Source organism: Actinoplanes sp. NPDC049681 (genome assembly GCF_044465265.1).
GTDB lineage: Bacteria > Actinomycetota > Actinomycetes > Mycobacteriales > Micromonosporaceae > Actinoplanes.
This window is the reverse complement of record NZ_JBITLP010000002.1, coordinates 192,271-218,780: the sequence shown is the minus strand read 5'-3', so window position 1 is coordinate 218,780 and position 26,510 is coordinate 192,271. Positions and strand designations below refer to the sequence as shown.

Below are 26,510 nucleotides of genomic sequence, written 5' to 3'. Positions count from 1 at the left end.
AACGCACCGATCACTCGCGGTCATCGGCGGGGATTGTTCGGGTCAGGCTCCTGCGTCGGATCAGGCTCCGGAGACCAGCGGCCGGTGGGCCGGGTCGCCGCAGCCGGTGCAGGGCTCCGGTGCGCCGAAGAGGCCGAGCAGGCCCGTGACCCACAACTGACGGTGAGCGAAACGACTCGGACGGGTGACGACGAGCTTCACCCCGCTGACGCGGGCGAGCTGGAAAGCGGCTACGAGGGCCGAGATCCCCACGGAATCGATGAAGGTGACCCCGTGCATGTCGAGCTCGATGCGGTCGGGCGTGCCGGCGTTGAGCTGTGCCGCCACGGCGTCCTTGATCTCGTAAGCGTTCTCGACGTCGATCTCACCCATCGGTGAGACCTCCACCACGCCGGTGGCCTTCGTCGACGTCGTTATCGACAGCGTCACGCCCTTACCTCCACCCGCCCGGATCGCCCCGGGCGTCTTCTCCTCGGCACGAAGGAGTCGCTGATCTGCGATACTCCCTCGCCGGGGGCGGCGGTGACTACCCCCATCGGGTCCGGTGAAACCGCACCGAACATTAGTGCTCGAACCTGGCAGCTGGCTGTGTGCCGTGGGGCGAACCGGAGCAAGCCTACCCAGCACCGTCCACCGGATTTCGCGCGCGGGCGGTCCACAGCCGACAGACAGCCGCTGTTCACCGGACGTTTGCGCGCCGACCCACCTGGGCACCTCCGCAGACAGGCATCGGCTATCGCAGGAGGTAGGAGACGATGTTCTCTCGCAAGAGCACGGCCGAGCGCACCGCCGCCGAGGCCTGGGACTACCTGTCCTCGGCCATGGCGTCCGCCGGGGAGAGCGCCAAGGACGCCGGCAAGATCACCGCGGGCCTGGCCGGCGCGAAGGCCGCGGAACTGGCCGGCAAGGCCTCCAAGAGCGGCAACAAGCTGGCCGGCAAGGCGTCCCGGCAGAGCCAGAAGCTGGCGGGCAAGGCCGGCGCCCGGATGAACGCCGCGACGGAGGAGGCGTGGAACCGCGCCCACCTCGCCGCGAACGCCCTTGCGGGCCGCAAGCCCGGCCTCCCGTGGAGCTTGATCCTGGGGGCAAGCCTGGTGGGGGTCGCCCTGGGATGGGCGGCGGCCACGACGGTACGGGCGGCAGCCGAGCGGCGCGCGGAGAACGAGCAGCTGGAGCTGGCGGAGACCGCGATCGTGGTCACGCCGACGTACGACAACTGAGGTCTCTCCCTTCCTCGGTGCTTCTGCCTTTTCGGTATCGAGGCCTGATCGTGGTCGCCGGACGGAGCCCTTTGCCGCCCGGCGACCACGATCAGGCCGGACACGGTTGGTGATCGTTTTCCGACGCGCCGTTCCTGTCGTACCCGAGGCTTAAGTTCCTGGCATGGAACCCGTGTTCTTCGCGTCGGAGGCCGAGCTGCGCGCCTGGTTCGAGAAGCACCACGCCGACGCCACGGAGCTGTTCGTCGGCTACTACAAGAAACACACCGGCCGGCCGACCGTGAAACACACCGAGGCCATCGCGCAGGCCCTGTGCTTCGGATGGATCGACAGCATCGGCCGCCGCATCGACGAGGACCGCTACCAGGTCCGCTTCACACCGCGGCGCAAGGGCAGCGTGTGGAGCTCGGTCAACATCGCCAAGGTGGCGGAGCTGACGGAGGCGGGGCTGATGCATCCGGCCGGCCTGCACGCCTTCGAGACGCGAAAACCCGAGAAGGTCGCCGCTTACTCGTACGAGCAGCCCGCCGACGCGGTGCTCGACGAGCAGCAGGAGGCCCGATTCCGCAGGGAGGAGGCGGCGTGGCGATGGTTCAGTGCGCAGCCGGCTTCGTACCGCCGGGCTGCGGTGCACTGGGTGGTGAGCGCAAAACGGGCAGATACGCGGGAGCGGCGGTTCGGACAGCTCGTCAGCGACTCGGCGGCCGGGCGCACAGTGCCGCCGCTCACGCGCCGGTGACGTTGCGGCGTTCGCCGGCACGCCTCGGTGCCCTCGAGCGCCGCCATCACGAGAGAGGCGGCGATGCATTCTTCGGCGCGGTTTTGCGGCCTTTCGCCGCAGACGCGTGCTTGTCTCCGGGCCCCGGTGATGCGGCATGTCACATACCCGATCGGGCGGGTTCCGGCGCGGGCCGTTCGGGCCCCTTGCCCTGGCCAGGCGTGTCGTCCGGCGTGCCCTTTCCGCAACACACCGACCTCGCCGCGGGAGGTGAGGAATCTGTATCGTGGTGCGCGGCTCGCGCCGTGGCGGGCCCTCATGATCCGGTCGTGGCGACACCCGAGTAGATAGGTCCGCTGGTGCTCAGTTCGGGAAGTCTCCTGGACAACCGCTACCGGTTGGACGAGCGTATCGCCACCGGTGGCATGGGTGACGTGTGGCGGGGCACCGACGTGGTGCTCGGCCGTACGGTCGCCGTCAAGGTGCTGCGCACCGCCATGCTCACCGATCCCGAGTTCGCCGCCCGCTTCTACGGCGAGGCGCGGATGATGGCCGCGTTCCGCCACCCCGGCGTCGTGGAGGTCTACGACTACAGCGCCGGGAACGCCGACGACGAGGACCAGTGTGCCTACCTGGTCATGGCGTTCGTCGACGGGGAGCCGCTCTCCGCGCGGCTGAAGGAGCAGGGCCGGCTCGCGGCAGCGGAGACCATGTCGATCGTCGCGCAGGCCGCCGACGCGCTGCACGCCGCGCACGAGAACGGCACCGTCCACCGTGATGTCAAGCCCGGCAACCTCATCGTCAAGCCCAGCGGCGCGGTGATCCTGGTCGACTTCGGCGTGGCCCGGTCCGCCGCGGTGACGAGCGTGACCGGTCTCAACGCCATCGTCGGCACCGCGCTCTACATGGCTCCCGAGCAGGTGGCGAAGGGAAACGTCACGCCGGCCACGGACATCTACGCGCTGGGCGCTGTGGCGTACCACTGCATTGCGGGTGTTCCGCCCTTCGACGGCGACAACGCACTCCAGGTGGCGCTGCGGCACCTCGAGGACGACCCCGAGCCGCTCCCCGACAGCCTGGCGCCGCCGGCCGTGCGCGAGCTGATCGGCCGGGCGATGGCGAAGAACCCGGCGGACCGGTTCGCCAGCGCCGCGGAGTTCGCCGAGGCCGCGCTGGCCGCCGCCGGCATGCTCGACTGGCGCGCGCAGACCGGGACGAGCATGACCCGTACGGCACTGGTCCGGCCCTCCGTGGCCGGAACCGCCCTGGCCGGCGGCGCGGCGGCCGCCGCCGCCGCAGGGATGAACCCGCAGTCCATGACCGGGACCGCCCTGACCCGGCCGATGAGCCCGGGTGCGCCCGCCGGCCGGACCATGCCGGTGCAGCGCAACCTGCTCGAAGCCGCCCAGCCGCTCACCCCGGCGCGGCCCCGGCAGTCGAAGAGCCAGCTCGCCGTGCTCCTGACGGTCATCGCCCTGTTCCTGGTGGCCGGCGGCCTGGGCGTGGCGATCTGGCTCTCGGGCAACAAGCAGGAAGACCGATCCCCTACGGCAGTGGTGCCGACCGATTCGCAGACGGCGGACGAAACCGACGAACCGGTCGAGCCGTCCGAGGAAGCGCCGACCCGGTCCACCCAGCGTCCCAACGGCGGGCAGCCCCAGCAGAGCGAGACGAAGAAGCCGAGCAAGCCGGCCTCGTCGCCGACCAGCACCCCCGCCACGACGAAGCCCACCGAGACCCCGTCGACGAAGCCACCACAGACCGAGCCGACGGAGACGGATCCGCCGGCCAGCGAGCCGCCGGACCCCACCCCCACCGACGGGGAGAACGGCGGCGGCGGCGACGCGGGCGGAGACACCGGCACCGTCACCAATTGACGTCTGCAACGCGGCCGAGGGCCGCGCTGGACACGGGTGCACGAGCGGGCGGAACGGGGCGGGAAGCGGCCACGGGCGGGTGAGGCGGCGGCGCAGGTCGGCCAGCAGCACCGGGCAGCCGACCTCGACGGCGCCCGGCTCCCGGGGGCAGGGCAGTCGCGAAAGGCGGCCGGGCGCGATCCAGTCACGCGCAAAGACGCGGTCAGCCCGCGTAAAGGGCCACGGCGCGGAAGCGGAACCACCCACTCGGGCGACCCGTTCTGCAACCCGCCTCCGCGGTGTTCTCAAGTCCACCCTCGCGCGACCGATCAAAGGGACCTGGCACGGCGCTGCACCCGAGCCGCTACCGGAGAGGCCCCCCTCAGATGACCACGCAGATTCCGTACGGCCCACCGGGCGCGGACTACCCTCAGTTCGCGGCGGGCCACGCGCAGTACCCCCCGGCCGGCTACCAGCACCCCGTCCACCACCACCCCGCGCCGCAGCACGCCGCGCCGCAGCAGCCGGTGGCGGACGTTCCGGCGCAGGTCCCGCACCAGCCGCACCCGCAGCCGGCCTACCCGACCGCGCCTCCCTGGGCCGCCCAGGCCCAGGCCCCGGCCCAGGTCCCGGCTCAGGTTCCGGCGCCGCACGCCGCGCCCGGGGCCGCTCACCCGGGTGCCACGCCGTACGGCCCCGTGCCGCAGGTCGGCGGGCTGCTGGTCCCGTACCCGGAGGAGATCCGCAATGCGCCGCGCGCGCAGGCCCCCTCGGTCTGGCCGGTGGCAGCCTTCACGTTCTTCTTCAGCATCTTCGGGGCGATCTCGGCCGCCCGCCGTTCGGATGACGCGCGCCGGGGGCGCAACGGCGTGGCGAGGTATTGGGTCACCTTCGCGATCACCTTGGTGGTCGGCGCGCTCTTCTGGAACACCGTCGTGACGTTCGCCGCGGTGCCGCTCTATCTGCAGGTGCGGGAGAGTGCGACGGTCAAGTCGCTGCAGGACAACGTGCTGCACGACGGGCAGCTCGCGAAGGCCAACGTCACCGCGACCAAGGCCGACTGCAAGCCCGCCGGCGAGTGGGTCCGCGGGAAGCGCGACTACCTGTGTGAACTGACCCTGAGCAACGGGCGGACCGGCCGGGTGCTGGTCACGTCCGACTCGCAGGGCAACTGGAAGCCGCTCGGGAAGCACTGACCCGGACCGTCGTGGCGCACCCCGCGGGGGCCGGGTGCGCCACGACGTCCGTTCCGTACGGAGCACCTACCAGGTCAGAAGACCGGCACGCCCTCGCGGACCAGGCGCCAGTTCGGCACGAAGAAGTCCGCCGGGTTGATCTCGCCCTTCGCCTGGGCCCAGTCGATCAGCAGCTGCCTGATCTCCTGCTGGGCGTTGTAGACCTGCTCCTTGACGATGCCCGGGAAGTTGCCGCCGCCGCTGCGCCGGTAGTTGTTCACCGCGACCACGAAGCGGGCGTCGGCCGCGACCGGTGCGCCGGCGATCTCGAGGCGAGTGATCCGGGAGCCCACCGGCTTGCTGATGTCGATGTCGTAGTCGACGCCGGACAACACGTCGTAGTTGTAGTCGGGGATCGCCGGGTCGCTGATCGTCTCCGGGTTCGGCGTGGCGCCGACCGGCAGCGTGACGAAGTACCTGGCCGAGTACTCCAGGTAGGCCCGCACCTCGGCGCCCGTCAGGACGACCGCTTCGAGCGTGTTGTCGTAGATGTAGAGCCCGGCCACGTCCTTGATCTTGACGTCGCCCTTGGGGAACACCGCGGTACGGCTGAACGGCGCCGCGATCGAGAGCACGGGCAGGCCGGCGTTCGGGGTGCCGGCGAGCGCGGCGGTGACGGTGTCCGTCTGCACCTTGTTGATGTAGTCCAGGATCGGCGTGTCCTTGTACCGCGACTCGGCGGCGGACAGCTCCTCGGTGGACGTCGCGACGACCTGGTTCACGTAGGCGACGGTCTTGGCGTGCTGGGATCGCACCACGGCGAGCACCTTCGGGTCCTCGGCGACCGTGTTGGTGTTCAGCAGGGCGGACTGCTTCGCGGTGATCTTCCAGCACCCGCGCTCGCGGACCAGCGTGAAGTCCATCCGGGTGAGGCGCTGGCCCCACTTCGACGGCTCCGAGAGCAGCACCTGCGCACCCGTCTGCGTGTTGGTCACGAAGCGCTGCGGTACCTCTTTGTGCGCGTGGCCGAACAGGATGGCGTCGATACCCGGGACCTGCTCGGCGATCAGCGCGCTCGGGTTCTCGTTCGGCAGCTCCGGGCCGTAGCTGCTGGTGCCGCTGTCGCCGCCGTGGGCGGAGACGAAGACCAGGTCGGCGCCGCGGGCGCGCATGATCGGCACCCACTTGGCGGCCGTCTCGATCATGTCCTTGAAGACCAGCTTGCCCTCGACGTTCGCGCGGTCCCAGATCGCCACGCCCGGGTTGGTCAGGCCGAGGATGCCGACCCGCAGGGTCGGTGCGCCGTGGCCGAGGGAGACCTTCTTGATCACGTACGGCGTGAAGGCCGGCCGGCCGGTCTTCGGGTCCACCGCGTTGGCGGCCAGCGCCGGGAAGCCGAGCTGGCGGATCCAGAGGTTGAGCAGGGGCAGGCCGTAGTTGAACTCGTGATTGCCCAGCGTCACCGCGTCGTAGTGCAGGACGTTCATCGCCCGGGCCATCGGGTGTCGCTCGCCGGTCTCGGTGATCGGCTCCTGCTTGGCGTAGTACGTGGCGAGCGGCGTGCCCTGGATCGTGTCGCCGGCGTCGAGGACCAGGGTCGCCTTGCCCCGCCGCTCGGCACGGATCTGGTTCACCAGCGCCGCGAGCTTCGCGACCCCGACGTCGTTGTGCGCGCTGTCGTCGTACTCGAGGTCCTTGTAGTAATCCCAGTTGTAGACGTTGCCGTGGGTGTCGGAGGTGCCGAGCACGGTGAGGTCGTAAGTGCGGGAGCCACCCGGGGCAGTGGGGGCGGCGGAGGCGGCGCCGGACGCGACGACGGGAGCGGCGGCACCGGCGGCGGCAGCCGCCAGCACAGTGCGCCGCGAGACGCCTGCGGGGAGGGTCATACCGAACCTTTCGAAGGAATTGTCCGGGCGCCTCGTGAGCGCCCATCGACGCACCATAACCGCCGATGCATCGATGGGCGAGACCGCGTCACCTGCCGATACGACCGGAGCCGTCGCACACGACGGTGCCTCGATCGCCTAGGATCGCCGCCATGTCCGCGCAGCCCGATCTGCCGCTGCGTCCCATGACGCTCGGTGAGCTGCTCGATGCCGCCATGACGCTGCTCCGGGCCCGGGCGCGGCCGCTGCTGCTCACCGCCGGCGTGCTGGCCGTGCTCGAGCAGGCCCTGCTCCTGCCGTTGCGGGCCGCCGCCGTCGCGACGCCGCCGGTGTACGGACCGGCGAAGCACCACTTCGGGGCGTGGTGGGTGCTGGTGGCCGCCGGGTTCGCCACCGAGGGGTTCGTCATCTGCGTGCTGGGCGCGATCGCCGCAGCCGCTGCCGGACCCGCGCTCCTCGGCCGGCCGCTGCGGGACCGGGACGTGTGGAAGCGGGTACGCCCGATCCCGACCCTGTTCGCCGCCGTCGTCTTCGGCGCGGCCTGCGGGGTCGCCGCATTCGTCGGGTTCGTCGGCTGGGTCTTCGTATACGGGGCCTTCGGCCTGGTCAGCGCCGTCATCGTGATCGACCGGTCGGGCTCGTTCGGGCGCGCCGCGCGGCTGGCGATGCGGGGCGGGATGCGCGGGGCCTGGACCCGGATCGCCGCGTACGTGACATGGTTCGCGGTGCGGATGGCGCTCGGCGCGGGCTGGGTCACGGTCCTCACCTGGCTGACCGGCGACCGCCCGGAGTGGCTGGGGTGGACCGCCCCGGTGGCGTGGGCGGCCGCCAACACCGTCGCGTACGCGGCCCTGGCCTGCGTCGACGGGGTGCTGCTGCTGGAGACGCGGATCCGTACGGAAGGACTCGACATCGCCATCAGCCGGGCGCGCAGCCGCGGCCAGGACGAGGCGGCAGCCCTGGTGTACGCGCCGTGACCCGGGTCTGGGACGAGTTCGCGGCGTCGGTCTTCGACCGGATCTCGCCGCAACTCCTGCTGTTCCTGCTGCTCGTGGCCGCCGGCGTGGCCGGCGCGCTCTGGTACTGGTATCCCGCCTGGGTGCCGCGGCGGATGCCCCGGTGGCGGGTCCGGCGGCCGCGTTGGCGGCTGCCGCGCCTGCGGTGGCGGAGGAAGAAGCGGACGAAGAAGACGGGGACCGGCGTGGAGGGGACCACGGCGGCGCCCGTCTTCGAGCCGAGCGTGGTGCTGCCCGACGGCACGCTGCTCGCCGACCGGCTCGCTGCCGAGGGCCGCTATGCGGAGGCGATCCGGCAGCGGCTGCGCGACCTGGTCGGCGACCTCGCCGTGGCCGGCATCGTCGCGCCGCTGCCCGGCACGACCGCCGCCGAGGTCGCCGCGACCGCCGCGGCGCAGCGCCCGGCGATGGCCGCCCCGCTCGGCGGCGCCACGGACCTGTTCTCCGAGATCTGGTACGGCGACCGCCCGGCCCGGCGCGACCACGACGACCACATGCGAGCCCTGACCGGCGAGGTCCGCACGCGGATGAGGGGCGGTACGCCGTGAAGAACCCCCGCACGCTGCGCCTGATCGTGCCGTTCGCGGTGGTCCTGGGCCTCGCCACGATCACCGGCGTGGCGCACGCGGTGCAGCAGCCCGATCCGACCGACGCCACCTTCCTCTCCCCCACCAGCGACAAGGGTGAGGGCGCGCGCCGGCTCGCCGAGGGGCTCGCCGGCAAGGGCGTCGCCGTCGATGTGCGGGGCTCCAGCCAGGAGGCTCTCGACGCGGTCGGCACCCTCGGCGACGCGACGCTCTTCGTGACGGCTCCGGGGCTGGTGCACCCGGCGTACCTGAAGAGATTCGCCACCCTGCCGCCGGGGGTGCGGGTCGTCCTGGTGGCTCCGCGCGAGAACGAGCTGCGCAAGGTCGGGCTCGTCGTCCCGGTCGGCGGTCCGCGCTGGACCGCGGCCGCGCCCGCGCCCGGGTGCGCCGCCGACTTCGCGGACGCGGCCGGCCCGGCGGCGGCCCTGCGCTGGCGCTACGACGCGGCCGAATACAGCTCGCTGACCTGCTACGACGGCGGCCTGGCGGAGCTACGGCCCGGCGGAGCCGAGATCACTCTGGTCGGCGCGGTGGACCCGTTCCGCAACGACCGCGCCGACGAGCACGGCAACCGCGCGCTGGCCGTCGGGCTGCTGTCGCGCAGTCCGCGGGTGGTCTGGCTCGACATGCACGAGCGGGAGCCCGCGCCGCAGATTCCGCCGGACCCGTCGACGGGACAGGGGTCGGACCCCGGCGACTACGAGGGTGACGGCCAGGGCCCGACGGACAACGGCGACCGGGACGACGAACCCGTCGAGGAGCCGACCGGCACGCCGCCGGACGGCGAGACCCAGGGCGGCACCGAGGGCGACGGCACGGTGGCCGGCAGCCCGCTCGCCCAGGCTTTCCCGCCCTCGGTGTGGGCCACGCTGGCGCTGCTCGTGCTCGCCGCGGTCGCGCTGGCCCTGGCGTCCGCCCGGCGCCTCGGCGCGCCGGTCGCCGAGCCGCTGCCGGTGCAGGTCCGCACGGCCGAGACGGTCCGGGGCCTCGGTGGCCTGTACCGGCGGGCGCGGGCGCGCGGCACGTCGCTGGCCACCGTACAGTCGGCGGCGCGGATGCGGCTCGCGGAGCATTTCGATCTTCCGCCCGGCACGCCCGTCGACGAGCTGGCCGCGCGGGTGGCGGCGTACACGGGACTGCCGGAGGACGACGTCCGGCACCTGCTCGGCGGCGGGGTCGAGGACAGCGACGCGGAGCTGGTCCGCGCCGCGACGGCGGTGCAGGACCTGGTCAGGTCCGTCACCGGGCAGCAGCACTGGCAACAGGCACCGGACGAGGGGAATGTGACGTGACGTCTTCGCTACCGGCCGAGGCCCTCGCGGCCCGCGAAGCGCTCCAGCGCCTGCGGAACGAGGTCGCCAAGGCGGTCATCGGGCAGGACGCGGTGGTCGGCGGCGTGGTCATCGCTCTGCTCTGCGGCGGTCACGTGCTGCTCGAGGGCGTGCCGGGCGTCGCGAAGACGCTGCTGGTGCGCGCGATGGCGGCCGCGCTGGACCTCGAGACCAAGCGGGTGCAGTTCACGCCGGACCTGATGCCGGGCGACGTGACCGGTTCGCTGATCTACGACGCGCGCTCCGCGGCGTTCAACTTCCGCCCCGGCCCGATCTTCACCAACCTGCTGCTCGCCGACGAGATCAACCGCACCCCGCCGAAGACGCAGGCCGCGCTGCTCGAGGCGATGGAGGAGCGTACGGTCAGCACCGACGGCGAGTCCCGGCGCCTGCCCGAGCCGTTCATCGTCGTGGCCACGCAGAACCCCATCGAGTACGAGGGCACGTACCCACTGCCCGAGGCGCAGCTGGACCGGTTCCTGCTCAAGCTGGCCGTACCGCTGCCGGAGCGCCAGGAGGAGCTCGGCGTGCTGCGCGCCCACCACCTCGGCTTCGACCCGCGGGACCTGAAGGCGGCCGGGGTGGGCCCGGTGGCCTCCGCCGCCGACCTGGCCGCCGGCCGCGAGGCGGTACGCCGGGTGGCCGTCGCCGAGCCGGTGCTGGAGTACATCGTCGACCTGTGCCGCGCCACCCGGGTCGCACCGGCGCTGGAGCTGGGGGCGTCGCCGCGGGGCACCACCGCGCTGCTGGCCGTGGCGAAGGCCCGGGCCTGGCTCAGCGGCCGGGAGTACGTGATCCCGGACGACGTCAAGGCGTTCGCGGTCCCCGTCCTGCGGCACCGGGTGCGGCTGCGAGCCGAGGCTGAGCTGGACGGGGTCACCACCGACTCGGTGCTGCAGTCCGTGCTCGGCGCCGTACCCGCGCCCCGCTGAGCCGACCGTGGTCACCAGGCGCTTCGCGCTGCTGCTGGCGCTCGGCGTACCGCTGCCGGCGCTGCTGCCCTCGCCATGGCTGCTGACGCTCGCCGTGCTGGGGCTCGCGACCGGTGCCGCCGCGCTGGACGCGCTGGTCGCGGCCCCGCTCAGCCGCGTCTCGCTGCGGCGCGACGGGGACGAGACAGTGTGGCTCGGGGGTACGGCGACCACGACGCTGACCGTCGGCAACACCGCCCGCCGGCCGATGTGGCTGCGGCTGCGCGACCGCTGGGTGCCGTCGGCGGGCGCGGACCGCACCGAGCACCGGCTCAACCTGCTGGCGGGTGAGCAGCAGCAGGTAACCACCACGCTCACGCCCACGCGACACGGCGACCGGGCGGCGGTGCGGGTGACGCTGCGCTCGTACGGGCCGCTCGGGCTCGCATACCGGCAGCGGTCGCAGCGGTGGAACGAGCGCGTCACGCCGGAGTGGACCCTTCGGGTGCTGCCGCGCTTCCCGTCGCGGCGGCTGCTGCCGGAGAAGCTGGCGAAGCTGCGCATCTTCGACGGCGCCGTCGTCACCCGCGGGCGGGGGCAGGGCACCGAGTTCGACGTGCTGCGCGAGTACGTCGTCGGCGACGACGTGCGCTCGATCGACTGGCGGGCCTCCGCGCGTACGCATGACGTGGTGGTGCGCACCTGGCGCCCGGAGCGGGACCGCCGCGTGGTCTGCGTGCTGGACACCGGCCGCACCTCGGCGGCGCGGATCGGCGACGAGCCCCGGCTGGACGCCGCCATCGACGCGGCGCTGCTGCTGGCGGTGCTCGCCTCGAAGGCGGACGACCGCGTCGACATGCTGGCGGTGGACACCGCCGTACGCGCGAAGGTCGAAGGCGGCGGCCACCGCACCAAGCTGCCCCGCCTGATCAGCTCGATGGCGGCCCTCGAGCCGGCCCTGGTGGAGACGGACTTCGGCCTGGTCGCCGGCGACCTGCTGCGCCGCGACCACAAGCGGGCCCTGGTGGTGATCTTCTCGGCGCTCGACGCGGCGCCGATCGTCGAGGGCCTGCTGCCCATCCTGTCCCGGCTCACCACGAAGCACCGGGTCGTGCTGGCCGCCGTCCGGGACCCGGAGACCACCCGGCTCGCCCAGCTGCCGGCGAGCGGCGCCACGGCGGAGGACGTGCACCTCGCCGCGGCCGCCGAACTGGCCCTGGCCGAGCGCGGCCGGGTCCGGGCGTTGCTGACCCAGCAGGGCGTGATCGTGGTCGACGAGCCCCGGGAGACGTTCGCCTCCAAGGTCTCCGACGTCTACCTCACTCTGAAGGCCGCCGGCCGCCTCTGACCAGGCGTTGCCGACAGGCGGCACCCGGTGCGGGGCGCGAGGATGGTGCCATGACGTCTGAGTGGAGCCGGTCGCGGCGGCCCGTGACCGGCGGGCTGACGCTGCTGTTCGCGTTCGCCGGCGGCGCGGCCGTGGGAAACCTGTACTGGGCGCAGCCGCTGCTCGAGCTGATCGCGAACGATCTGCACGCCTCCACCGCGACCGCGGGTTGGCTGGTCACCGCGACCCAGATCGGCTACGCGGCGGGCATCCTGCTCCTGGTGCCGCTGGGCGATGTGCTGAACCGGCGTCTGCTGGTGCCGGTGCTGATGCTGTGCGCGGCCGCGGCCCTCCTGGCATGCGCCGTCGCACCGTCCATGGGCGTACTGCTGGTGGCGATCGCCGTGCTGGGGCTGACGACGGTCTCGGGGCAGGTCCTCACGCCGCTGGCAGGCGATCTGGCCGACGACACCAACCGCGGTCACGTCGTCGGCACCGTCGTGTCGGGCATCCTCACCGGCATCCTGGTGTCCCGGACGATCAGCGGCCTGGTGGCCGCCGTCGCCGGGTGGCGCGCCATCTACGTCGTCGCGGCTGCCGCGGCGGTCCTGTTCGCGGTCCTGCTGTATCGGGCGATCCCACCGCTGCCGCCCAAGACCCGCCTGACGTACCCGGCGTTGATCGCTTCAGTGGCGGCCGTGGTGGCGCGCGAGCGGACGGTCCGCTGGACGCTGGTGCTCGGCGCGACCGGCTTCGCCGCGTTCACGATGTTCTGGACCGCCCTGACGTTCCTGCTCAGTGGGCCGCCGTTCGGCTATCCGGTATCCGTGATCGGGCTGTTCGGCCTCGCCGGGCTCGCGGGCGCCGTCGCCGCGCAGCGCTCCGGACGACTGCACGACCGCGGCTGGTCGTTACCGGCAACGGGCGCCTCGTGGGGCGTGGTCCTCCTGTGTTTCGTCGGCGCGGCGTTCACCGGCCGTACCGTCGTCGGCGTCGTCGTCGTGGTGGTCGTCATCGATGTCGCCCTGCAGGCGGTTGCCATCCTCAACCAGCTACGGGTCTTCGCCGTCTCGCACGAGGCCCGCAGCCGGCTCAACACCGCCTACGTCACGAGCAACTTCATCGGCGGAGCGATCGGTTCCGCCGTGGCCACCGTGCTGTGGTCCGCCGGCGGGTGGACCGCGGTCTCGATCGCCGGAGCTGCCCTGAGCACGTTCGCCGTGGCCGTCTGGGCAGTGGGGCGTCGTGGGGCGCTGGTCGTCGCCGGAATCCGTTAAGCCGTGGGGACCTCGGCGACCGTGTGCTCCGGCGCCAGCTCCGAGCTCTCCCCGCGCCGGTGCGCCGCGCCGCCCACGCCGAGGGCGTACCCGAGGAAGGCGAGCCAGACCGCGAACCCGACGCCGATGCGGATCGGGTCCGGCCAGCCCGACGGTGTCAGGTACGCCTCCAGGACGCCCGACACCAGGAGGATCACGACCAGGCCGAGCGCCACCAGCATCCCGGCGCGGGCGCGTTCCGCGAGTGCCCGGCCGCGGGTGCGGTGCGGCCCCGGAGCGATCCAGGCCCAGCCGATGCGCAGGCCGACGCCGGCGGCCACGAAGATGGCGGTCAGCTCGAGGAAGCCGTGCGGGAGGATGTAGCCGAAGAACGTGCCGCCCTGGCCCGCGTTCATCATGACAGCGCCGGTCAGGCCCAGGTCGAAGGTGTTCTGGCCGAGGATCCACAGCACCGGCACGATCAGTACGCCGGAGGCGAGGCACTGACCCGCGATCATGGCGTTGTGCGTCCAGACGTTCGCGGCGAAGTTCTGGGCCTGGAACTCGCTGTAGTAGTTGACGAAGTCCTTGCCGGCGTACTGCTCGACGGCCGACGGCGGGATGAAGGTCTCGACGATCTCCGGGTGGGCGGCGAAGTAGGCCATCAGCGCCCCGGCGACCAGCACGTCCAGCGCCATCACCGTCAGCCACCAGCGGCGCGCCCGGTAGAGCTCCAGCGGGAGCGTCGTGGTGAAGAAGCGGGCCATCGGACGCCAGGAGAAACGGCGGCCGCCGGTGACCGCCGAGCGGGCGGCGATGACGAGCTGGGACAGCGACGCCAGCAGGATCGGGTCGGGTGAGTGGCTGCGGACCACCGACAGGTGCGTGGCCGCCCGCTGATACAGCAGCACGAGCTCGTCGGCCTCGGCGGCCGACAACTTGCGCCGGCGGGTCAGCGCATCGAGCCGGTTCCACTCCCCGCGGCGCTCGCTGACATAGGCGTCCAGGTCCACCGGCGCAGCGTATCGGGCGCCGATCAGGTTAACTACCACGCATGACGATGGCGGTGCCGGCGACCGGCGGACGGGGTGAGCAGCTCGTCAACGGCGAGGCCGTGGAGGTCGACGTCCGGCATGCCCGGATCGGCTCGCGCGGGCTGGCGCTGCTGCTCGACATGATCGTGCAGATCCTGCTCGGCCTCGTGCTGTTCACGCTGACCGGCGCTATCAGCTCGTCGGCGCTCGGCAGCGCCGTCGACGAGGCGCTCATCGAGGCCATCGCCACCGCGTCGGTGATCCTGGTCTTCGTCGCGTACCCGACGGTCGTGGAGACCCTCAGCAACGGGCGCAGCCTCGGCAAGCGGGCGATGGGCCTGCGCGTGGTGCGGGAGGACGGCGGCCCGATCCGGGTACGCCACGCCCTGGTCCGCAGCCTCGTCGGGATCGCCGTCGAGTGGCCCGGCCTGCTCTTCCCGCCGTTCACCTGGGCGGTGGCGCTGACCACGATGCTGTTCTCGCCGCAGGGCCGCCGCCTGGGCGACCTGGCGGCCGGCACGCTCGTGATCCACGAGCGGTCCCCGGCGCCCTGGGGCTGGGTGCCTGCGATGCCGCCGCAGCTCGCGGACTGGGCCGCGGGGCTGGATCTGACCAACCTCGACGACGACCTGGCCCTGGCCGCCCGGCACTACCTGGCCCGGGCGGCGGACATCCGGCAGCCGATGAACGGGCGGTTCGCGTACGGGCTGGCCGCCGAGATGAGCGAGCGGATCGCCCAGCCGGTCCCGCCCGGGGTGCCGCCGTGGATGTTCCTGACCGCCGTGCTCGCCGAGCGCCGCCGCCGCGCCAACCAGCGGGTGCACGCCAGCCGGGCGCTGACCCAGCGGATCTGGCCGGGCTTCGGCCGCCTGGAGTGGGCCCGCGCCACCGGTCCGACCTGGGATCCGGCGGGCACGAACCCACCCCTGCTCGGCGTCGTCAAGGAAGAGGGCCGGCCCTCCTAGAGCTTCGCGGGCGTGGCGATTCCCAGCAGGTCGAGGCCACGCCGCAACGTGCGCCCGGTCAGCAGGCAGAGCGACAACCTGCTTTCCCGTACGCCCTCCGCCGCCTTGAGCACGGGGCACTGTTCGTAGAAGGCGGTGAACAGGGACCCCAGCCCGTACAGGTAACCGGCCAGGCGGTGCGGTTCGAGCGTGGCGGCGACCGACTCCACCGCCGGCTCGAAGGCGAGGAGCTGCAGCGCCAGCGCCCGCTCGGCGGGATGGCCGATCCGCACCGCCGGGCGGAACTGTCCGGCGCGGTCCAGGATCGAGCGGATCCGGGCGTACGCGTACTGCAGGTACGGCCCGGTATTTCCGGTCAGGGCGAGCATCCGGTCCCAGTCGAAGACGTAGTCGGACATGCGGTCGCCGGCGAGGTCGGCGTACTTGATCGCGCCGGTGCCGACCGCGGCGGCGATCTCCGGGGCCGGGTTCAGCGCGGACGCCCGGGCCACCGCCTCGTCGAGCACGGCGGAGAGCTTCACCGAGTCGCCGGACCGGCTGCGGAACATCTTGCCGTCGGTGCCCAGGATCGAGCCGAAGGCGACGTGTTCCGCGGTGACGCCCTCGGGCAGCCAGCCGGCCTCCGCGGCCACGGCGTACACCATCCGGAAGTGGGTCCGCTGGGGCGCGCCGACGACGTAGAGCAGCCGGGTGGCACCGAGGTCCCGGACCCGGTGGCGCAGGGCGGCCAGGTCGGTGGCCGCGTACCCGAATCCGCCGTCGCTCTTGCGCACGATCAGCGGCAGCGGCCCGCCGTCGCGGCCGGTGAAGCCCTCCGGGAACACGCACAGCGCACCGTCGCTCTCGACGAGCAGACCCTTGGCGTCGAGCTCGTCGACGACCGACGCGAGCATGCCCTGGTAACTGCTCTCCCCGGCGAAGTCGGCCGCCGTGAGGGTCACCCCCAGCCGTTCGTACGCCTCCAGCAGGTAACGCTGCGATTCGGCGACGAGGGTGCGCCACAACGCCAGCGTCTCCCGGTCGCCGGCCTGCAGCCGGACGACGCGCAGCCGTGCCCGGGTCCGGAACTCCTCGCTGCCGTCGAACTCGGCACGGGCCGCCTGGTAGAACGCGGTGAGGTCGCCGGCCTGCGAGATCCCGGTCGCGCCCACGTCGAGCAGGTGCTCGATGAGCATGCCGAAGGCGGTGCCCCAGTCGCCCACGTGGTTGGCGCGGACGACGTCGTGGCCCCGCCATTCCAGCGTGCGGGCGAGCGCGTCACCGATCACGGTCGACCGCAGATGCCCGACGGTGAGCTCCTTCGCGATGTTCGGCGCCGAGTAGTCCACGACGACGGTCCGCGGCTCCTTCGTCTGTGCCACGCCGAGCCTGGCGTCCGCGGTCACGTCGTCGAGGGCGGACGCGATCAGCTCGTCGGCGACCGTCAGGTTGAGGAAGCCCGGCCCGGACACGTCGGCGGTCGCGATCCCCGCGAGATCCGCCCGGGCGACGACCTCGGCGGCGAGGTCGCGCGGCGAGCGGTTCAGCCGGCGGGCGAGGGGCAGCACCGCCCCGGACTGGAAGTCGGCGTGCTGCGAGCGCCGCACGGCGGGATCGACGATCGCCTGCGCGACCTCGGCGAGCGCGGGCGCGAGCCGCGCGGAGAGCAGAGCTTCGAGATTCATGGCCAACCCATCGACGGTACGGCGGGAGGCGGGCCGGCCGGGAGCCACGAGACAGCCTGCGTCACCGGCGGACGACCCGCCGGTGGAGGACACGTGCTAGCTCAACCGGAGGGTGATGCCCCGGCGTCGCTCCCGGTTGATGCTGTGCACCCGCCGAGCCTAGCGGTCCGCTCCCGCGCCCGGCGAGCACAATAGGCCGATGGCGACCGACCAGGGCTGGGATCCGGCGGCGCCCGGGGTGCTGCGCCTGCCGTCCGGGCGGCTGGTCCGCGGCCGTGCCCTGCGCCGGCCCGTGCCGCCCGGCCCCGAACCGCAATTCGGCGTCTACCTGCTCGGCAGCGCTCCCCCGCCGGTGACCTGGGAGAGCCGGTGGCTGCGCTGGCCCGACTTCCGTCTCCCCGCCGACCGCGACGCGGCCGCGGCGGTGCTGCACGAAGCCTGGCAGCGGGCGGCCGGCGAACGGGTGGAGATCGCCTGCGGCGGCGGACGTGGCCGCACCGGAACCGCGCTGGCCTGCCTCGCTGTCATCGACGGCGTGGCCGCCGCGGAGGCCGTCGCCTTCGTCCGCGACCGCTACGACCGCCGGGCGGTGGAGACGCCGTGGCAGCGCCGCTACGTCCGGGCGTTCACGGCAGCCGCTCGGCGCCGGCGCGGGTGAGGTCTTCCAGATAGCGGTCGATCCGCTCGGCGGTCCGGCCATCGGTGATCATGAGCTGGAGCCCGGCCTCGTCCTTGCCGGCGCCGCCGCGGAGGCTCTCCACCCGCGCCCGGACCGGGACGGGTTCGCCCGGGTGGCCCAGTCCCTCGACCTCGACCAGCTCGCCGACGGTCAGGCCGCCGTCCGTCAGCCGGACCCGCAACCCACCGCTGCTGACGTCGATCAGCGACGCCTCGACCGGGTCGCTGCCGCGCCGCTGCAGCCGGACCGTCCCGGTCACGCTCACCCGCTCCGACTGGCGGCGTTCGAGCTGGGCGGCCAGGCCCGACATCCCCTCGACCCGGTCGATGGTCCGCCCGACACGCTCGGTGAGCCGGCCGACCACGGTGCCCTGGTCGGCGGCGACCGCCCGCAGCGAGGTGGCCGCCTCGCCCACACTCCCGATCCCGGCGACCATCGCGGCGATGGCGTCGGCCATCCGCGACGTGTCGCGCTCCAGCTCGGCGATGGTGCCGGCGATCTGCTCGGTGGAGTCCGCGGTGCTGGTGGCCAGGTCCTTCACCTCGTCGGCCACGACCGTGAAGCCCAGCCCCAGCTCGCCGGCGCGGGCCGCCTCGATCGTCGCGTTGAGGGCCAGCAGCCGGGTCTGCCCGGCGATGCCCTGAACCAGCTGGGCGGTGGAGGCCACCCGGCGCAGACTCTGCTCGAGGGACGCGATGACCTCCTCCGCCCGGCGGGCGTGGTCCACCACCGCCGAGGTCGCCGCGTCGGTGGCCGCGATGCCCCCGTCGATGGTGTCGGCGGCCCGCCGTACCTCGGCCACCTGGTCGGTGACCTCGCGCAGCTCCCCGGCGATCACGGTCGTGGACTCGTCGATGACGGCCTGCGCGCGCTGGCGCAGCCGCAGCTCTGCCTGCTTCTGATGTTGGAAGCCGACCTGGAACTGCTCCTCGCGGATCGCCTGGACCTCGCGCTGCCGGTCCTTGCGGGCGAGCATCCGCGACCGCGCCGCGCCGATCGCCCGGCCGACGTCGGCCAGCTCGTCACGTCCCGCGGGCAGCGCCCGCTCGGCGAGATCCCCGTCGGCGACCGCTTTCACCGCCCGGGCGGCGAGCCCGGCGTCGTGCCGGATGCGCCAGCGCACCGCCGCCGCGAACCACACGGCCAGCAGGACACCGGCCACGCCGGCAAGAGACATGAGCCGCTGCGCGCCGGAATCGCTGAGCCGGCCGGAGGCGGTCACCGCACCGGAGGCCGCGGCGAGCAGCACCGGGATCAGGAGCCGCGCGCCGGTCGGCATCCGGTCGGCGGCGGCGAGGACGGGACGCAGGAGGACGGGCGCGGCGGGGTCACTGCCCATCGCGGCCGCTACAGCCGGTCCGCGTCCGCGAGGATGTCCGGCGCCAGCAGCCGCTGTGCGCCGAGCACCTCCATGCCCAGCAGATGACCGTCGGCGTCGAAATCCAGCACGATCATCCCGTCCGGGCGGTCCACGGTGATGTTCTCCACGGACCGGTGCTCGGCGCTCGCGATCTCCACGTACGCCGCGTCGGCGTCGGCGTCCAACGTCATCCGCATGCCCCGATTCCATCACGGCCGGGCGCCCCCCAGACCCGGTTCGGGCCAAGACGCCGGAGGTCGGCCCGGGGAGCCTCAGGGAGGATTGTTCAGACGGTGAACCCGGCCACCAGCTTCTTCAGTTCGGCGCTGGTACGGGCCAGCTCCTCGGCCGACGCCTGCGCCTCCCGCACCACCGTGGTGGTCTCGCCGACCGCGGTCGAGACGCCGGCGATGTTCGCCGCGATGTCCCGGCTGCTCTGCGCCGCCTCGGCCACGTTACGGCCCATCTCGCCGGTGGTCGCGGTCTGCTCCTCGACCGCCGCGGCGATCTGGTTCTGGTAGTCGCTGATCCGGCTCACCACGCTGCTGATCTGCGCGATCGCCCCGACCGCGTCGCCGGTGTCGGCCTGGATGGTCTGCACCAGCCGGCCGATGGTCTCCGTCGCCTTCGCCGTCTCCTGGGCCAGGTCCTTGACCTCGCCGGCGACCACCGCGAAGCCCTTGCCCATCTCGCCGGCCCGGGCCGCCTCGATGGTGGCGTTGAGGGCGAGCAGGTTGGTCTGCTCGGCGATCGACGTGATCAGGCCGACCACGGCGCTGATCTCCGCGGACGACTCGCCCAGCTTGCCGACGCTGACGTTGGTCTTGTCCACGACGGTGACCGCCTCGGCGGCGACCCGGGCCGCCTCACCGGCGTTGCGGCTGATCTCGTCGATGGCGGAACCCATCTCCCGGCTGCCCGCCTCGAGGGTACGGACGTTGCCGGAGACGTCGCCGGCGAGCGCGGCGACCGCGGACGCCTGCGAGTCCACCTGCGCGCTCGAGTCGGCGACCCGGCCGGAGATCTGGGACAGGTCGTCGGAGGTGGTGGCGATCGTGCCGGCGTGCCCGGCGATCGCGGCCACGGTCTCCCGCAGCGACTCCGCGGTGCTGTTCAGCGCCTCGCCCAGCTTGCCCAGCTCGTCGCGGCGCCTGAGGTCGGTACGGGCGGTCAGGTCCCGCCCGGCGAGGCGGCCGAGCGCGGAGACCACGACCGCGAGCGGGCGCACCACCGACCGGGTCGCCCAGAAGGCCAGCAGGATCGCGAGGAGCAGGGCCAGCACCAGCGTGCCGCCGAGCACCTCCTCACTCGTCGTCCGCACCTTCTCCGCCTCGGCGCTCACCTTGGCGGCGCGCGCCTTGACCGACTTGTAGAGCTCGCTGGTGACGTCGAGCACGGCGCCCCAGGAGTCGGACGCGGCGCCGTCGTTGATGCTGCCCATGACCTTCTGCAGGGTGGCCTTGCCGTCGTCCGCCTTGAGCCAGCCCAGCATCTTGTCGTCCCAGGCGAAGAAGTCGTCCCAGGCCGGCTTGAGCTTGGCGAAGGTGGTCCTCTCGGAGGCGGTCAGGCTCTTGGTGTCGATCTCACCCAGCAGCTCGTAGACCGACTTCTTGGAGTCCAGCAGCCCCTGGCGGTTGAACTCATCCTCCCCGTTGAGGTACTCGAACCCGTACGCCGCGACGTCGTTGACCCACAGCGACTGCCACCCGGAGATGTCGGCGGCGTAGTACTCGACGTCCTGGATCTGGCTGCGAAGCCGCTCGAGGACCGCCACGCGAGCCCGGGAGTCGCTCTGCTGGCGCATGCCCCACCACCCGGCCGCCGCGGCGACCACGATCAGCATCACGAGCACCAGGAAGGACGCGCCGAGCCGCTTGCCGACGCTGACGTCTGAGATACGCACGAATTTCTTTTCGGTTGCATCCCCCCGGCCCCTGAGCGCGTGTCAGCTAAATCGCCTTTGCCGGGCCGCCTCGTACAGGGCGACCGTCGCGGCCGAGGCGGCGTTCAGCGAGCTCGCCGCCCCGGTGATGGGGATGCGCACCATGCGGTCACAGGCGTCACGCCAGGCGGCGCTGAGGCCGTGGGTCTCGTTGCCGACCGCCAGCACGGTCGGGCCGGTCAGGTCGTGCTCGGCGATGTCGACCGGCCCCCGCTCGTCGGTGCCCACGACCTGCACGGGTACGCCCACGGCACCCGCCCACTCCAGCACCTCCCGGTGGCTCGGCACCCGCACCACGGGCAGGGCGAAGAGGGAGCCGGTGGAGGCCCGTACCGCCTTCGGGTCGTACGGGTCGGCGGCGTGCCCGGTGACGACCACGCCCGTGGCCCCGAACGCGTCCGCCGAGCGCACCAGCGTGCCGATGTTGCCCGGGGTGGTGGGCCGGTCGAAGACCACGACCAGCAGATCCGGCCCGACGGGCAGCCGGGCCAGGTCGTCGGCGGGCAGCCCGACGACGGCCAGCAGCTCGGGCGCCTCCTCGTCCTTGCCGCCCAGCTCGCCCATGAGCTCGGCGGAGAGCACCGCCCGGGGCACGCCGGCCGTCTCGATCAGGTCGCGCGCCCACCGGGACAGCCCGGGTCCCTCGGCGGTGAGCAGCGCCCGGATCTCCCAGCCGTGCTCGACGGCCAGCGAGATCGGGCGTACGCCCTGGACGAGGAACTCACCCGCCCGCTGCCGCTTGGTGCGATTGCCGAGCAGCGCCTGCCACTGCTGGAAGGTGGCGTTGCGGGTGGTGATCCGTAAGGTCCTGGGCACGCCGTCCGAGGTTACGGCGTGGGCGGGAAGCTCGTGTAGTCGGGGAAGTTGCCGTAGAGCCGCTCCCCCGGCGCGCCCACGGTGACCGCCTGCACGAGCAGGTCGCCGCCGACGAAGGCGCCCTTCCAGGACGCGCCGCGGCCGCCGAAGGTCTCCTCCCGGTCGCCCCGCGAGCGCGGCTCGTTGATCCCGACCTTGTACGCCTGCACGTCCTTCGCCAGCTTGGCCGCCAGCTCCTCGTCGTCGACGGCCACGCTCGCCACCAGCGCCCCGCTGCCGGCGTTCATCGCCGACAGCAGCTCGTCCTCGGTGTCGACCACGATGATCGTGTCGACCGGCCCGAACGGCTCCGTATGCATGAGCCGGGACCGTCCCGGCGGGGCCAGCAGCGCCGTGGGGCCCACGTACGCACCGATGTCCTGCCCGTCGATGAACCGCCCGGCCGCCGCCACGCCCCGGTACAGCGGCACCGCCCCGCCCTTGATCGCATCGTCCACCTTCCGCCGCAGCTCAGCGGCCTTCCCGGCGCTGATCAGCGGCCCGAAGTCGAGCTCCGGCAGCGGATCACCGGCCCGCTCCACGGCGAGCGGGTGCCCGAACCGCACCGCCTTCACCACGGGCAGGTAGACGTCCAGGAAGGCGTCGACGAGATCGCGCTGCACCACGAAGCGGGGGTACGCGGTGCAGCGCTGCTTGCCGTACTCGAAACCCTTGCGCAGATGTCCGGCCAGCAGGTCCCACTGCGAGAACTTCCAGATTCCCCAGGCGTTGAGCCCCTCCTGCTCGATGAAGTGCCGTTTGTCGCGGTCGAGCAGCGCGCCGGCGACCTTCCCGCCGTTCGACCGCCCGCCGACGAAGGCCACCGCACCGATCTCCGGGGCGGTGACGAGCACCTCCGACAACTCCTCACCGCTGCCGGAGAGCAGGGTCACGGGCAGCCCGGCCCGGGCCATCAACGCGTGCGCCAGGGTCAGGCAGACGGCGCCGCCCTGCGACGGCGTCTTGGCGATCACCGCATTGCCGGCGAGCAGCTGCACGAGCTCGGCGTGGACCAGCACGCTCATCGGGTAGTTCCACGAGGCGATGTTGCTCACCGGCCCCGGCAGCGGCTCTCGGCCCGCGACCTGGCGTTCGATCTGCTCGGCGTACCAGCGCACGCCGTCCAGCGCCCGGTCCACGTCGGCGCAGGCGAGCCGCCACGGCTTACCGATCTCCCAGGCGAGGGTGAGCGCGAGCAGGTCCCGGTGCACGGCCAGCGCCTCGACGGCCGCGGCGACCCGGGCACGCCGCTCGGCGAGCGGGGTCACGGCCCACCGGTGATGAGCGCGGCCGGCGGCCTCCACCGCACCCGCCGCGGTCGCCGCGCCGACCCGGGAGACCTGTGCGATCACCGACCCGTCGACCGGGGTACGCACGTCCGCCGGCGAGCCCTTGTCCTGCCAGCTACCGGCGTAGAGATTCCGCAGCCGGCCGGCCGTCACCGCCTCGGGGGCGGCGGCCGTGACCCGGGCGAGGACATCGTTCCAGGCCGTTCCGGGGGCGACGATCAGGCTCATACCCCACTGTGCGAAGGACGCGCCGCCGCGCACCACCGGTTCCCCGCGGGCCGGGCACACCTTCTTGTAACGAGCGGAAGATTCGACGAAATTCTATGAACCCGCGTTCTCCATCCTGCGCACTCCCTCGAGCAGGTCCAGCGCTTCGAACCCGTCTCCCGCGAAGAGCACCCCTTCGTCCCGCAGGCTCGCCACCGCCCGCCGGTACGGGGCCCTGGCGGCGAGCGCCGCGTTGACCGCGGGCACGACGACGACCGGCACGCCTCGCCCGATCACCTCGGCCACCGAACTCAACGGATACGTGTCCGCGATTCCGAGCGCGAGTTTGTTGATGGTGTTGAACGTCGCCGGCACGGCGAGGAGCGCGTCGGCGACCGGCGAGACCCGGGTGCCGTCGGCCGCGTACCCGTAGGTCGTCCGGATGGGCCGCCCGCTGATGCGGGTCAGGGCGGGGGCGTCGATCATCGTCAGGGCGTTCGCCGTGGCGGTGATGTCGACGCTCCAGCCGCGGGCGACGGCCGCCTCGACCACCCCGGCGACGGCCGCGGCGCTGCCCGCGCCGCAGACGAGGATGCGCAGATCATTTCCGCTTCCCGCTTTCGTCACGGCGCAAAGGGTACGCATGATGGCGGGATGGCAAAGCTGCTCTACTCGGCGACCATGTCTCTGGACGGCTTCATCGCCGGGCCGGGCGGCGACATGTCATGGATGACGCCCTACCTGGGGCCGGACCCACTCTTCGACGAGCTGGTGCCGAACGTCGGCGCGATTCTCGCGGGCAACCGCACGTTCCGCGGCGACGACCCGTACCGGGACACCCCCGCGGAGGGCCAGGCGTTCGGCGGGGCGTGGTCCGGTCCGCAGGTGGTGCTCACCCACCATCGCCCCTCCGTACCGTGGCCGGGGGTGACCTTCACCGACGACCTGGCGACGGCGGTCGCGCTGGCCGTGGACGCCGCAGGCGACAAGTACGTCAACGTGCTGGGCGCCGACGTCGCCCGGCAATGCCTGGCAGCCGGCCTGCTCGACGAGATCCTGGTGGGCGTCGCCCCGATCATGCTGGGGGCCGGCACCCGCCTGTACGACCAGGAGGGCGGCACCTCCGTGAAGCTGGAACGCATCCGCTCCGCGGAGGTGCCGCACTCGTCAGACCTCTGGTTCCGCGTCCTGCGGTAGGTCGGTGAGCCCGGCGCGCAGGTGGCGGTTGTGGCGCGGCTCCTGCTTGGTCTTCTGGTCGTTCAGCCGCCGGCGCAGGTCGTCGCGGACGTCGTGCAGGGCCGCGTGCAGGTCCTCCTCGGCCGACGTCGTGACGATCTTCTCGCGCCCGGCGATCCAGCACTCCAGCGTGACCTTCTGGCCCCGAGCCTCCCGGTCCTTGACCGAGACCTCGAGCTCCGTGGTCTCCGCCGGGAACGTGGCGAGCCGGGCGTCCAGCGTGACGAACTGCTCCGCGATCCACTCACGGTCGCCCTGCGAGAAGCCGGCTCCGGCGCGCAGGCACTGGGCGACGGTGGCCGGGTCTGCCGCGACACTCATCGGGTTCTCCCTTCGATCGGACTTCCTGATCACCCCCTACCCGTTCCGTACCGGAAAAGCACTTCACGTCCGTCAGCACTGCGAATCGTCACCGGCAGACGGCCCCGGGCCGCCTGCCGGCCGGTGAGAACGTCGGCCAGAGCGTTCACCGACGGCAGCTGATATCCGTACGCGGCGAGATACGTGCTCACCTCAGGGAAGTACGCGATGTCGTACGGCCCACCGACCGCCGCGACGACGATCGGCTTGCCGGTGGCGAGCAACGCCGCGACGAGCTTCTGCTGATTGACGTCACCCCACGCGTTGTACGTCGTCACCACCGTCACATCGGCGGCACGGGCGGCCGCGACGGCCTGGGCGATGACATCGGCGTTCGGCGACCCGGTGTACAGCCGCGTCGCACCGACACCCCGGGCGTTCAGGGCGTTGGTGAGGTTGGTCGTGGTGCCCACGCCCCAGCCGGTGACCAGAACGCTCCGACCGGCCTCCACCGGCAGGGCGGTGTTCCGCAGCTCGGTGACGGAACCGGCCGCCACCCCCGCCATGACATCGAGATGCCCGGGCGTGCCGACGACGGGCTGCTCAGACACGTACGGGTCGTCGAAGAGCCCCAGCCCCGTCTTCATCCGGAGGATCCGCCGCACGGACCGATCGATCCGCGCCTCGCTGACACGGCCGTCGGCAACGGCATCCAGCACGGTACGAACAGCGCCGGGCACATCCTTCGGCATGAGCAACTGGTCGACCCCGGCATCGACGGCATCCAGCACGATCTGATCGGCAGGAATGTCCTTCAGCGCCGCGGCATCCAGGGCATCGGTGATCACCACCCCGTCGAAATGCAACTGCCGGCGCAACAGCCCGGTGACGATCGGCCGCGAAAGGCTGGCAGGCCGCCCGCTCGGATCGAGCGCCGGCGCGACGATGTGCGCAGCCATGACGCTCGGCACCCCCGCCGCGATCGCCGCCCGGAACGGCGGCACATGCGTGGCCAGGATCTCCTCCCGCGACTCATCCGTGACAGCCACCCCGTTGTCGGTGTTGACGGTGGTGTCACCCAGCCCGGGAAAGTGCTTGGCCTGAGCCCCGATCCGGGCATCCCGATATCCGGCGACGGCCTCGGCCCCGAACAGCGACACCTGCCCCGTACGGTCCCCGAAAGCCCGCGGCCCATCAGCAGCATTGCGAGCATTGGTATTCACGTCGACGACGGGCGCATCCACCACATTGATCCCGAGCGCCCGCAACTCGGTGCCGCTCACCCGAGCCGCCCGGTAAGCCTCCCCCGGCCGGAACGTCGCCCCGACCGCCATGTTCCCGGGCGAGACGGCGAGCGGAGCCCCGATCCGGTTGACGACGCCGCCCTCCTGGTCGGTGCTGATCTGCAACGGAACCCCGCTGTCGGCCACGGCGGCCCGCTGCAGCCCGTTGGAGAGCCCGGCGATCTGCCCCGGGTCGGCGAGATTATCGCTCCACGTGAAGTAGATGACGCCCCCGAGGTGGTACTTCGCCACCACCTCCGCCGGAGTCGCCACGCCGTAGAGGCTCACGTTGGCCGGCGAAGCGGTGTCGGCAGTGCGTCCGTACACGTAGGAGACGAACATCTGCCCGACCTTCTCGGCGAGCGACATGCGCGCCAAGAGCGCACCGACCGGATCCTTGGCCGCGGCGGGCA

General features: G+C 72.5%; 25 protein-coding genes. 13 read left to right on the top strand and 12 right to left on the bottom strand.

Annotated elements, in window-relative coordinates:
- Positions 1-60: 60 nt before the first annotated feature.
- A complete protein-coding gene (locus tag ACIBO8_RS06385; RefSeq protein ID WP_396114081.1) occupies positions 61-429 on the bottom strand; it encodes an STAS domain-containing protein in 369 nt (122 codons plus the stop codon).
- A gap of 326 nt (positions 430-755) precedes the next feature.
- Here ACIBO8_RS06385 and ACIBO8_RS06380 point away from each other — a divergent pair, with 326 nt between their 5' ends.
- The 4 genes from ACIBO8_RS06380 to ACIBO8_RS06365 all read left to right on the top strand — a co-directional run bounded on the left by ACIBO8_RS06380 (position 756) and on the right by ACIBO8_RS06365 (position 4,990).
- Complete coding sequence (locus ACIBO8_RS06380) at positions 756-1,220, top strand: hypothetical protein (protein ID WP_396114080.1); 465 nt, start codon at positions 756-758, stop codon at positions 1,218-1,220.
- Positions 1,221-1,383: 163 nt separating this feature from the next.
- Positions 1,384-1,959 carry a YdeI family protein gene (locus ACIBO8_RS06375; protein WP_396114079.1) on the top strand — a complete coding sequence of 192 codons (576 nt, stop codon included), beginning with the start codon at positions 1,384-1,386 and terminating at the stop codon, positions 1,957-1,959.
- A 338-nt stretch (positions 1,960-2,297) separates the two neighbouring features.
- Positions 2,298-3,815 (top strand): protein kinase, encoded by a 1,518-nt coding sequence (locus ACIBO8_RS06370; protein ID WP_396114078.1) that lies wholly within the window; start codon positions 2,298-2,300, stop codon positions 3,813-3,815.
- A gap of 365 nt (positions 3,816-4,180) precedes the next feature.
- Positions 4,181-4,990, top strand: coding sequence for a hypothetical protein (locus ACIBO8_RS06365; protein ID WP_396114077.1), 810 nt, complete (start codon positions 4,181-4,183; stop codon positions 4,988-4,990).
- A 74-nt stretch (positions 4,991-5,064) separates the two neighbouring features.
- Here ACIBO8_RS06365 and ACIBO8_RS06360 read toward each other — a convergent pair whose 3' ends face one another.
- A complete protein-coding gene (locus tag ACIBO8_RS06360) occupies positions 5,065-6,855 on the bottom strand; it encodes a bifunctional metallophosphatase/5'-nucleotidase (protein WP_396114076.1) in 1,791 nt (596 codons plus the stop codon).
- A 152-nt stretch (positions 6,856-7,007) separates the two neighbouring features.
- On the opposite strand from ACIBO8_RS06360, the gene ACIBO8_RS06355 reads away from it, so the two are divergent.
- From ACIBO8_RS06355 to ACIBO8_RS06330, 6 genes are read left to right on the top strand one after another with little or no spacing between them, the layout of a single operon-like run.
- Positions 7,008-7,832 (top strand): hypothetical protein, encoded by an 825-nt coding sequence (locus ACIBO8_RS06355; RefSeq protein WP_396114075.1) that lies wholly within the window; start codon positions 7,008-7,010, stop codon positions 7,830-7,832.
- Positions 7,829-8,419 carry a DUF4129 domain-containing protein gene (locus ACIBO8_RS06350; RefSeq protein ID WP_396114074.1) on the top strand — a complete coding sequence of 197 codons (591 nt, stop codon included), beginning with the start codon at positions 7,829-7,831 and terminating at the stop codon, positions 8,417-8,419. Before ACIBO8_RS06355 ends, ACIBO8_RS06350 begins: the two co-directional genes overlap by 4 nt.
- Positions 8,416-9,750 (top strand): DUF4350 domain-containing protein, encoded by a 1,335-nt coding sequence (locus tag ACIBO8_RS06345; protein ID WP_396114073.1) that lies wholly within the window; start codon positions 8,416-8,418, stop codon positions 9,748-9,750. The genes ACIBO8_RS06350 and ACIBO8_RS06345 overlap by 4 nt, the downstream gene beginning before the upstream one ends.
- On the top strand, positions 9,747-10,721 hold the full coding sequence (locus tag ACIBO8_RS06340) for an AAA family ATPase (RefSeq protein WP_396114072.1): 975 nt from the start codon (positions 9,747-9,749) through the stop codon (positions 10,719-10,721). Before ACIBO8_RS06345 ends, ACIBO8_RS06340 begins: the two co-directional genes overlap by 4 nt.
- Before the next feature lie 7 nt (positions 10,722-10,728).
- A complete protein-coding gene (locus ACIBO8_RS06335) occupies positions 10,729-12,048 on the top strand; it encodes a DUF58 domain-containing protein (RefSeq protein WP_396114071.1) in 1,320 nt (439 codons plus the stop codon).
- Between the two features lie 50 nt (positions 12,049-12,098).
- Positions 12,099-13,304 carry an MFS transporter gene (locus ACIBO8_RS06330; RefSeq protein WP_396114070.1) on the top strand — a complete coding sequence of 402 codons (1,206 nt, stop codon included), beginning with the start codon at positions 12,099-12,101 and terminating at the stop codon, positions 13,302-13,304.
- Here the strand turns inward: ACIBO8_RS06330 and ACIBO8_RS06325 are convergent.
- Positions 13,301-14,296: a stage II sporulation protein M gene (locus ACIBO8_RS06325; RefSeq protein WP_396114069.1), complete on the bottom strand. Its 996-nt coding sequence runs from the start codon at positions 14,294-14,296 to the stop codon at positions 13,301-13,303. The genes ACIBO8_RS06330 and ACIBO8_RS06325 overlap by 4 nt on opposite strands.
- 41 nt (positions 14,297-14,337) lie before the next feature.
- Between ACIBO8_RS06325 and ACIBO8_RS06320 the strand changes: the two genes are divergently transcribed.
- Complete coding sequence (locus ACIBO8_RS06320; protein WP_396114068.1) at positions 14,338-15,282, top strand: RDD family protein; 945 nt, start codon at positions 14,338-14,340, stop codon at positions 15,280-15,282.
- On the opposite strand, the gene argS is transcribed toward ACIBO8_RS06320, so the two are convergent.
- Positions 15,279-16,946: an arginine--tRNA ligase gene (gene argS / locus ACIBO8_RS06315; RefSeq protein WP_396114067.1), complete on the bottom strand. Its 1,668-nt coding sequence runs from the start codon at positions 16,944-16,946 to the stop codon at positions 15,279-15,281. The two genes, ACIBO8_RS06320 and argS, sit on opposite strands and share 4 nt — an antisense overlap.
- A 199-nt stretch (positions 16,947-17,145) precedes the next feature.
- On the opposite strand from argS, the gene ACIBO8_RS06310 reads away from it, so the two are divergent.
- Positions 17,146-17,604: a protein phosphatase gene (locus tag ACIBO8_RS06310; protein ID WP_396114066.1), complete on the top strand. Its 459-nt coding sequence runs from the start codon at positions 17,146-17,148 to the stop codon at positions 17,602-17,604.
- Here ACIBO8_RS06310 and ACIBO8_RS06305 read toward each other — a convergent pair.
- The 6 genes from ACIBO8_RS06305 to ACIBO8_RS06280 all read right to left on the bottom strand — a co-directional run bounded on the left by ACIBO8_RS06305 (position 17,573) and on the right by ACIBO8_RS06280 (position 23,905).
- Positions 17,573-18,964, bottom strand: coding sequence for a methyl-accepting chemotaxis protein (locus tag ACIBO8_RS06305; RefSeq protein WP_396114065.1), 1,392 nt, complete (start codon positions 18,962-18,964; stop codon positions 17,573-17,575). The genes ACIBO8_RS06310 and ACIBO8_RS06305 overlap by 32 nt on opposite strands.
- Positions 18,965-18,972: 8 nt before the next feature.
- Positions 18,973-19,182: a DUF2283 domain-containing protein gene (locus ACIBO8_RS06300; RefSeq protein ID WP_396114064.1), complete on the bottom strand. Its 210-nt coding sequence runs from the start codon at positions 19,180-19,182 to the stop codon at positions 18,973-18,975.
- An 89-nt stretch (positions 19,183-19,271) separates the two neighbouring features.
- Entirely contained in the window at positions 19,272-20,888 is a 1,617-nt protein-coding gene (locus ACIBO8_RS06295; RefSeq protein WP_396114063.1) for a methyl-accepting chemotaxis protein, read from the bottom strand.
- A 42-nt stretch (positions 20,889-20,930) separates the two neighbouring features.
- The gene (locus ACIBO8_RS06290) at positions 20,931-21,743 is read right to left on the bottom strand and encodes a TrmH family RNA methyltransferase (RefSeq protein WP_396114062.1); all 813 of its coding nucleotides are present in this window, start codon (positions 21,741-21,743) and stop codon (positions 20,931-20,933) included.
- 11 nt (positions 21,744-21,754) lie between these two features.
- A complete protein-coding gene (locus ACIBO8_RS06285) occupies positions 21,755-23,299 on the bottom strand; it encodes an aldehyde dehydrogenase family protein (RefSeq protein ID WP_396114061.1) in 1,545 nt (514 codons plus the stop codon).
- A 93-nt stretch (positions 23,300-23,392) separates the two neighbouring features.
- Positions 23,393-23,905 carry a flavoprotein gene (locus tag ACIBO8_RS06280; protein WP_396114060.1) on the bottom strand — a complete coding sequence of 171 codons (513 nt, stop codon included), beginning with the start codon at positions 23,903-23,905 and terminating at the stop codon, positions 23,393-23,395.
- A gap of 27 nt (positions 23,906-23,932) precedes the next feature.
- Between ACIBO8_RS06280 and ACIBO8_RS06275 the strand changes: the two genes are divergently transcribed.
- On the top strand, positions 23,933-24,475 hold the full coding sequence (locus ACIBO8_RS06275; protein WP_396114059.1) for a dihydrofolate reductase family protein: 543 nt from the start codon (positions 23,933-23,935) through the stop codon (positions 24,473-24,475).
- Here ACIBO8_RS06275 and ACIBO8_RS06270 read toward each other — a convergent pair.
- Both ACIBO8_RS06270 and ACIBO8_RS06265 read right to left on the bottom strand, forming a co-directional pair.
- Entirely contained in the window at positions 24,446-24,835 is a 390-nt protein-coding gene (locus ACIBO8_RS06270) for an HPF/RaiA family ribosome-associated protein (protein ID WP_396114058.1), read from the bottom strand. The genes ACIBO8_RS06275 and ACIBO8_RS06270 overlap by 30 nt on opposite strands.
- A 29-nt stretch (positions 24,836-24,864) precedes the next feature.
- Complete coding sequence (locus ACIBO8_RS06265; RefSeq protein WP_396114732.1) at positions 24,865-26,466, bottom strand: glycoside hydrolase family 3 protein; 1,602 nt, start codon at positions 26,464-26,466, stop codon at positions 24,865-24,867.
- Between the last annotated feature and the right edge of the window lie 44 nt (positions 26,467-26,510).